The sequence below is a fragment of the Pseudactinotalea sp. genome (genome assembly GCF_048594945.1).
GTDB lineage: Bacteria > Actinomycetota > Actinomycetes > Actinomycetales > Beutenbergiaceae > Pseudactinotalea.
In genome coordinates this window covers 1-7,327 of the sequence record NZ_JBMDXJ010000153.1, presented here as the reverse complement: position 1 = coordinate 7,327, position 7,327 = coordinate 1, and the positions used below count along the sequence as shown (strand labels likewise).

The 7,327-nt window shown below is 69.2% G+C and carries 7 protein-coding genes; 4 read left to right on the top strand and 3 right to left on the bottom strand.

Annotated features, from left to right (window positions below):
* The coding region (locus ACOJSN_RS07210) for a hypothetical protein (RefSeq protein ID WP_420111827.1) at nucleotides 1-447 on the bottom strand (447 nt) is incomplete at its 3' end.
* A gap of 81 nt (nucleotides 448-528) precedes the next feature.
* Nucleotides 529-3,153: a LuxR C-terminal-related transcriptional regulator gene (locus tag ACOJSN_RS07205; protein WP_420111826.1), complete on the bottom strand. Its 2,625-nt coding sequence runs from the start codon at nucleotides 3,151-3,153 to the stop codon at nucleotides 529-531.
* Nucleotides 3,154-3,398: 245 nt separating this feature from the next.
* Between ACOJSN_RS07205 and ACOJSN_RS07200 the strand changes: the two genes are divergently transcribed.
* The 4 genes from ACOJSN_RS07200 to ACOJSN_RS07185 are packed head-to-tail and all read left to right on the top strand — an operon-like array spanning nucleotide 3,399 to nucleotide 6,079.
* Complete coding sequence (locus ACOJSN_RS07200; RefSeq protein ID WP_420111825.1) at nucleotides 3,399-3,794, top strand: SHOCT domain-containing protein; 396 nt, start codon at nucleotides 3,399-3,401, stop codon at nucleotides 3,792-3,794.
* Nucleotides 3,795-3,804: 10 nt separating this feature from the next.
* A complete protein-coding gene (locus ACOJSN_RS07195) occupies nucleotides 3,805-4,929 on the top strand; it encodes an ATP-binding protein (protein WP_420111824.1) in 1,125 nt (374 codons plus the stop codon).
* A gap of 8 nt (nucleotides 4,930-4,937) precedes the next feature.
* Entirely contained in the window at nucleotides 4,938-5,405 is a 468-nt protein-coding gene (locus ACOJSN_RS07190; protein WP_420111823.1) for a phage holin family protein, read from the top strand.
* Nucleotides 5,405-6,079, top strand: coding sequence for a GAP family protein (locus tag ACOJSN_RS07185; RefSeq protein ID WP_420111822.1), 675 nt, complete (start codon nucleotides 5,405-5,407; stop codon nucleotides 6,077-6,079). Before ACOJSN_RS07190 ends, ACOJSN_RS07185 begins: the two co-directional genes overlap by 1 nt.
* Before the next feature lie 27 nt (nucleotides 6,080-6,106).
* Here the strand turns inward: ACOJSN_RS07185 and ACOJSN_RS07180 are convergent.
* The coding region (locus ACOJSN_RS07180) for an alkyl/aryl-sulfatase (protein WP_420111821.1) at nucleotides 6,107-7,327 on the bottom strand (1,221 nt) is incomplete at its 5' end.

The following is a 7,327-nucleotide window of genomic DNA, read 5'->3' as shown; positions in this document are numbered from 1 at the left end:
GCCCTCGGCAAGGCCGGTGCCGCCCGGGAACGGCATCGCCAGGTCGACGTCGAGCGTGGTCTCGGCGCCGAAGGTCAGCGGCGGTGTCGAAGTGCCCCCCGGTCCCCAGGTGACCGTGCGAGGCACAACAGCCTCCGACGGCGTCAGGGCGACGTTGTTGATCGGAAAGCCAGCGAGCTCGGGCGGGAACGCATCGGAGATCGAGGCATTGACACAGTCAGCCTCGGCGCAGGTCACGAGGATCGTGTACGTGAACTGGTCGCCTGCCGTGAGATCCTGCGCCGAGATCTGCTTCTCGATCTGCAGGTACTCGGGGTCTCCCTCATCGGCGAGCGAGGGACCACTGCCGGCGATGGTCACGAGAGGGAACGCCAACAGCGCCGCCAAGAACATCACCCAGAGGGCTCGCAGCGATGAACGGCCCCCACGCGTACGCACGTCACTCACACGCGCGATGCTCTCGGTGAGGCACCCGATCGGGGAAACTCAGAACCAGAACTCATCCACGATGGATGAGGCGTCGAGCGCTCAGAGCAGCAGTCGCGCTGCCTCGCGCCGGTTCGGGACACCGAGCTTGCGATAGATCGCCCTCATGTGAGTCCGCACCGTGGCCACGCTGACGAAGAGCGCCTGCGCGATCTCCGCCGCCGTCATGGTGGTGCGCAGATGCGCCAGCACCTCCCGCTCCCGCACCGTGAGGGGATCCACATGCCGCCGGCTGACCGGCACCGAGGTTGTCCGGCCAAGGCAGTCGGCCAGGAGCGGCTCGTACGCCGTACCCCACGGCCCGTGCGCTGCCATCAGGGCCTGCAGGACCGGATCGGCACCGGCGAACGGCCGCCGAATCCCCTCCGGCTCAGCCAGCACGAGCGCCTGCTCGAGCGACCGGTGGGCCAGCGAGCGCTCGCCCGTCTCCCACGCGAGCGCCGCCTGGGCGCAGATCCCCATCGTGCGCACGTAGATCGGCGTCTCCTTGCTGAGCAGGGCGAGGCCGCGGAGCGCGCCGGCTCGATCGCCCGTGCGGCGCAGCACATCGATCGCCACCGCGAGCGACGCCGGCACGTCGGAGGCCTCCACCACCGCGCGCGCGTGCTCCTGCGCGCGCTCAACCTCTCCCACGGATTCGGCAAGCACGGCGAGCGCGACACGGCGATAGATCGGCCACGGGACGCCGTGCGAACCATTGGGGGGCACGCGGGTCAACGCCCGGCGGGCGCCGTCCACCAGGTCACTGCGCCGGCTCGCGGCCACACCGAAGCCGTAGTACATCAACCCGATCGCGCTGTACCCGGAGGCGATCGGGGAGGTGAGCAGCGCAGTGCCTCGTTCGATGACCTCGTCCAGGTCGTCACGCCAGTACGCGCTGTACATCGCCGTCACCGTGTCGATCTCGCCGTCGTACCCATCCCAGGGCGAGTGCGGCATCGGCGTGCCAGTCTGGGGCACCTCGTCGGCGGCACGGAACGACCCGGCCCACGTCAGCACGAAGCGCAGGTTCTGGCGGGCACGCTCAGCCAGGCGCGTGTGGCCGAGGCTGCTCGCCTGTGCGTATGCGGTGCGCAGCAGTCGGATCGCCTTGTCCGGCGAGGTCCGCAACCGGAGCACGACCCAGCCGGCAAGGAAGGTGACGTACAGATGGGCACGCTCGGGTAGCACGTGCGCATCCACCAGTGCCGCCACGCGGTCCACCGCGCGAACCAGGCGGTCGGGATCGTCGCCAAGGAAGAGCGACGCGAGAATGCTCGCTCGCTCGACCTCCTCGTCCTGATGCTGGGCGCTGCCGTGCCGCCGTGCAGCCCGATCACGCAAGAGCATCGCGGTGTCACGATCGCCCGCGAGCTCCCGGCAGCAGCTGCGGATCACCAGCACCTCGGGCTGCTCCCGGACCTCATCGGGCAGCCGCGCGCAGCACTCCTCCAGCGGGAGCGAGCGCCCGTCGACGATCATGGCGAACCAGTTGTCCCGCAGGATCGCAAGCGCCAGCTCCAAGTCTCCCCCGCGGACGGCGTGCTGCACGGCCTCCTCCGGGAAGTCCGTTCGCAACCAGCGCGCAGCTGCGCGCTCGTTCGCGGCCGCCCGCTCCGGCGATCGCCTGCTGGCGATGATCCTGGCGTGCCTGGCGAACAGCGCGTGCCAGGTATAGACGGTCTGGCCGTCACGCTTCACCGTGCGATCCAGGAACAGCCCGGAGGTCGCCCCGCGCTCAAGCACAGCAGCCGCATCCTCCCGGCCGGTGAGCGCGCGAGCCAGGTCGCCGTTGAGCGTGGGCGTCGTGGTGCTGGCCAAGATGAAGTCGCGCAGGTCCGGCGGCAGGTCCTCCACGAGCGCCTGCACGTACTCGGTCACCGACTGGTCATCGACCGGCGCGACCGGCCAGTTCGGCTCGTCCCGCTCGCCGCGCTCCCGCGCTCGCTGGAGTAGTGCGACGGCGACCGGCCAGCCCTGCGTGAGTGCCAAGATCTCGGCGGCTCGGCCGGTTTCTGCTTCGCTCGCCCCCGGGTGTACGAGGTCGCGATCGTGCGCGAGCACGGCATCGATCTCGGCCTCGTTGAAGGCCAGGTCGGTGGCCCCGATCAGTTCGAGGTCGTGGGCTGTCAAGCGCCACAGGTCCGGGCGCACCTCGGAGGTGGAGGCCATGACCATCCTGATCGCTCCGCCGCCGTGCACCACCAGCGGCGTCAGCGCGTCGCGCATCCCCTCGCTCGTGGCCAGCTCGGCTCGGTCGATCACGACGACGACGCTGCGTTCGGCCTGCTGCAGTGCCTCGCCGAGGGTGCGGGCGATCAGTTCGACGGGCTGGCCCTGGCCACGCAGGTGTGCCATCACCGCCATGACATCGCCGACGGCGGAGGCCGAGTCTCGAAGGTGCCTCTCGATCGTGGTCAGCACGCCATCGAGAAGTCGTTCTGGCGGTCGGTCATAGCCGGTGAGCGTCAGCCAGCAGACGTCCCGCTGCGTCGCCTCGCTCCACTCGCTCAGCAGCGTCGTCTTGCCATAGCCCCAGGGCGCTTGGACGAGCACCACAGCGCGCGACGCCAGTGCCCGCTCAAGGGCGGCAACGAGGTGCGGGCGTGGGATCGCAGTAGCACGTACGGTCGGCGCCGCGGTGAGGAACCACGGAGCCTTCTGCCGCGCACCGGTCGGAGGCTGCACAGAGCAGAGTCTAGGGATGCCGTCGCGGTTGGTGGAGTCGGATCGGAGACGGTTCCTTCAACGTGCGCATCATCCGTACCGGATGAGTTCGCAAGGACGCAAGTGTCGGGCCTCGAGCGGGGCTGGCCGCTAGTGCTCGGCATCCACTAGCGTCCCTGAATACACGCGGCATCAATGAACTCGCCGTTGCAGTACCTCTCTTGCAGAAACTGCCGGCCGGTCCGGACTCTCGAAAGGTCACCTCAGTGCTCGACTTCTTTGCCTCATTCTGGGACTTCCTCGTCTCGATGCTGCTGATCTTCGTGTGGGTTGGTGCCCTGATCGCGCTGTTCACGGTCATCACCGACCTGTTCCGCGACTCCGGCCTGCCGACCTGGCAGAAGGTCGTGTGGTTCATCGCCCTGCTCTTCCTGCCGTTCCTGGGCAGCCTCATCTACCTGAGCGCTCGCGGCAAGGGAATGGCCGAGCGCTCGGCCGCCCGCGCAAGCGCGGTGCAGGCAGCGCAGCAGGAGTACATCCGCGAGGCTGCAGGCACCAGCGCGAGCCCGGCAGCCGAGATCGAGCGCGCGAAGGCACTCCTGGACGCCGGCACGATCTCCGAGCAGGAGTACGCCTCGCTGAAGGCCAAGGCGCTCGCCTGAGCCTGGTGCCATGTCCGATCTGACATTGGGGCAGGTGGTCCGCGGCGGCGAGATCGGCGCCGCGGGCCAGATCGACCCGCGCAAGCTGAACCGACACACGTTCTGGTGCGGTCAGAGCGGCTCGGGCAAGACCTACTCCCTCGGGGTGCTGCTCGAACAGGTGCTGCTGCACACCTCGCTGCCGCTGCTCGTGCTGGACCCCAACGCCGACTACGTGCACCTCGGGGCTCCGCGCGACGATGCCGAGCCACATGAGGCTGCCGGGCTCGCCGCGCTCGACGTGCGGGTCTTCTCGGCGTCCGGCGATGGCAGCGCGCAGCCGTTGCGGGTGCGCTATACCGGCATGCCTGCTCCGGCTCGTGCTGCGGTGCTGCGGCTCGACCCGCTGCGCGATGCCGTCGAGTACCACGCCGCCATCGAGTTGATGAACGAGGCCGACGGCAGCTACGACCGCCACAGCCTCGCCGCCGCGCTGCTCGACTCCCCCGACCCCGGTCGACGCCTTCTCGGGTTACGCCTGGCGAATCTCGGCATCCTCGAGTGGGACATCTGGGCCTGGCGCGACCACGCGGTTGAGGACGATGTCAACGAACGACCGGACGCCGTCGTCGTCGATCTATCCGCCTGCACCGAGGCAGAGGAACCGGCCGCGGTCAGCCTCGCGCTGCTCGACCATCTGTGGCAGCACCGGATGGAGCGGCGACCGATCAGCATCGTGATCGACGAGGCACACAACGTGTGCCCGGCTACCCCGCAGACGCCGCTTCAGCGAGCGCTGGTGGAGCGCGTCGTCCAGATCGCCGCCGAGGGTCGCAAGTACGGGCTCTGGCTCGTGCTCTCGACCCAGCGCCCGAACAAGATCCATCCGCATGTGCTGACCCAGTGCGACAACCTCGGGCTGCTGCGGATGAACTCCCCGGCCGACCTCGCCGAGGTGGCATCGGTGTTCGGGTTCGCGCCGCGCGACCTCCTTGACTCCTCCCCCGGCTTCACGCAGGGGCAGGTGCTGCTGGCCGGCGGCTTCGCACCTGCGGCCGCGCTCGTTCAGACGCGCAATCGCATCAGCAGGGAGGGCGGCGCCGATGTCGCCGTCCCGGTGAGCACACGGACCTCGCTGAGGGCAAAGGAGTCCTGATGATTCGCATGCTCGTGCAGTTTATGGTCAACCTGGCAGCCAGCGCAGTGGCGTTCCTGCTCGCGTGGTGGCTGATCCCCGGCTTCAACGTTCAGTTCGTGGGCTTCCTGGTGGCGGTGGGCGTGTTCACGCTCGCGCAGAGCATCCTCGGCCCGTTCGTGTTCAACCTGGCACGCCGGTACTCGGCGCCACTGCTCGGCGGCATCGGGCTGGTCTCGACCCTCCTGTCGCTGGTGATCGCGTCGCTGCTGCCTGGCGGCTTGACGATCGACGGCGTCGGCACCTGGTTCATCGCAGCCCTGGTGGTCTGGTTCGTGACTGCGACCGGGAGCTGGATCCTGCTCGCGATCCTCGCGAAGCGGCGCAAGTCGAAGGACGACGCCAAGGAGGAGGAGCGTCTGCTCAAGCGGCTGCGCACCGAGGGCAGTGACGGCGGAAAGGACAGCAAGGACAGCGCCGGCGGGACGTCGCGCTGATGCTCGAGGCGGTCGGCGGCATGCTGTCGCCGGCGATCGGCATCGCCATCAGCCCCGTCCCGATCATGGCGATCATCCTCATGATGCTCTCGGAACGTGCGCGCACGGTGGGTCTGGCCTTTGTGCTCGGATGGCTGACGGCGGTCACTGTCGTGGTCGTGGTGTTCTGGCAGGTCGCGGGTCTGCTTCCGGGGTTGGGCGAGGGTCCGGGCACCATCACGGGCGTGATCCAGCTGGTGCTCGGCGCCGCCTTGCTCGCGCTCGCCGTGAAGCGGTGGCGGCATCTGCCCGCTCCGGGCGAACCGCATCCGCTGCCACCGTGGTTGGCGGCGCTGGACTCGCTGACTCCGGCACGGGCGTTCGGGATCGCCGCGCTGCTCGGTGGCGTCAACCCGAAGAACCTCGTGCTCGCGATCTCGGCAGGGGCGTCGTTGTCCAACGCAGCGCCGGGCGCAGGGGCAGCGCTGGCCGCTCTCGCGGTCTACGTGGTGATCGCCTCCCTCACGGTGGCGGGACCGCCGCTGCTGCGCGTGCTGGCGCCCCGCACCGCTGAGGCGTTCCTCACGCGGGTACGTGAGTGGCTGGGCTCGAGCAGCGCCATCGTGATGGCGGTGCTCCTGACCGTGTTGAGCGTGGTGCTGCTCAGCAAGGGCCTGACGGCGCTCAGCGGCTGACTGCCAAGCGCCCCGGCTGGCGTGCGATCAGGGGGTGACGATCGCGAACGACGGGTCGCCGGGCGAGGCCACGCCCAGCAGCGTTCGCAGCACGGTCGGGTCGCCTTCGATCGTGACGCCGGGCGAGGTGACATCGCCGGCGAGCAGGCGCGCCAACCGCACCTTGGTCAGCCGGACCGTGGTCGCTGCCGGCTCCGCGGTGGTGAGCCGGTGGATCAGCACGCCGTTGCGCAGCGTGAGGCGGTGGCGCTCACCGGAGGTCTCCTCGACCAGATCGAGCTCGAGGTCGAGCTCCCAAGCCTTCGGGCCTTTGATGGCGATCGCGAGCGAGTCCAGGATCTGGCTCAGTGCCACGTGCTGCACCATCGTGCCGGTGTCACTGCGGGTCGGGGTTCCGAAGCCGCCCTGCCTCAGCTCAAGCGCGCCGGCGAGGTAGAAGTTCCGCCAGGTCGAGTTCTCCGAGCCGAAGCCGAGCTGCTCGAGAACGTCGGCGAGCAGCGCCTTGGCGCTCTCATCGGTCTCGTCGGCGAACACGGCGTGGCCCAGCAGCGTCGCTGCCCAGCGCAGGTCACCTTGGTCGACGGCGGCCCTCGCCAGTTCCACCACCCTCGCCTGCCCGCCGATCGCCTCGATGTAGCGAGTGCCGAGCTCGCGCGGCGGGTGCACCCACAGGTTGACCGGGTTGCCATCGAACCAGCCCAGGTAGCGCTGGTAGATCGCCTTCACGTTGTGGCTGACCGAGCCGTAGTAGCCGCGGACGCTCCATTCCTTCTCGAGCGCGGGCGGGAGCTGAAGGATCTCGGCGATCTCGGTGCCTTGGTAGCCGAGGTTGATGTACCGGAGCGTCTCGTCGTGCAGGTAGGCGTAGAGGTCGCGCTGCAGCGAGAGGAACTGGACCACGTTCTCCCGCTCCCAGGTGGGCCAGTGGTGGGAGGCGAACGCGACGTCGGCTCGGTCGCCGTAGCGGTCGATCGTCTCGGTGAGGTAGCCGGCCCACTCGCGCGCATCGCGCACCACGGCGCCGCGCAGCGTCAGGATGTTGTGCAGGGTGTGGGTGGCGTTCTCGGCAACGCACAGCGCCCGGAACCCGGGGAAGTAGAAGTGCATCTCCGCGGGCGCCTCGGAGTTCGGGGTCATCTGGAACTCGATCTCGACGCCGTCGATCGTGTGCGTCTCGCCGGTCTCGGAGATCTCCCGCGTCGGCGGGATGACCCCGACCTCGCCGGTGGAGGTCGTGTGCCCCAGGCC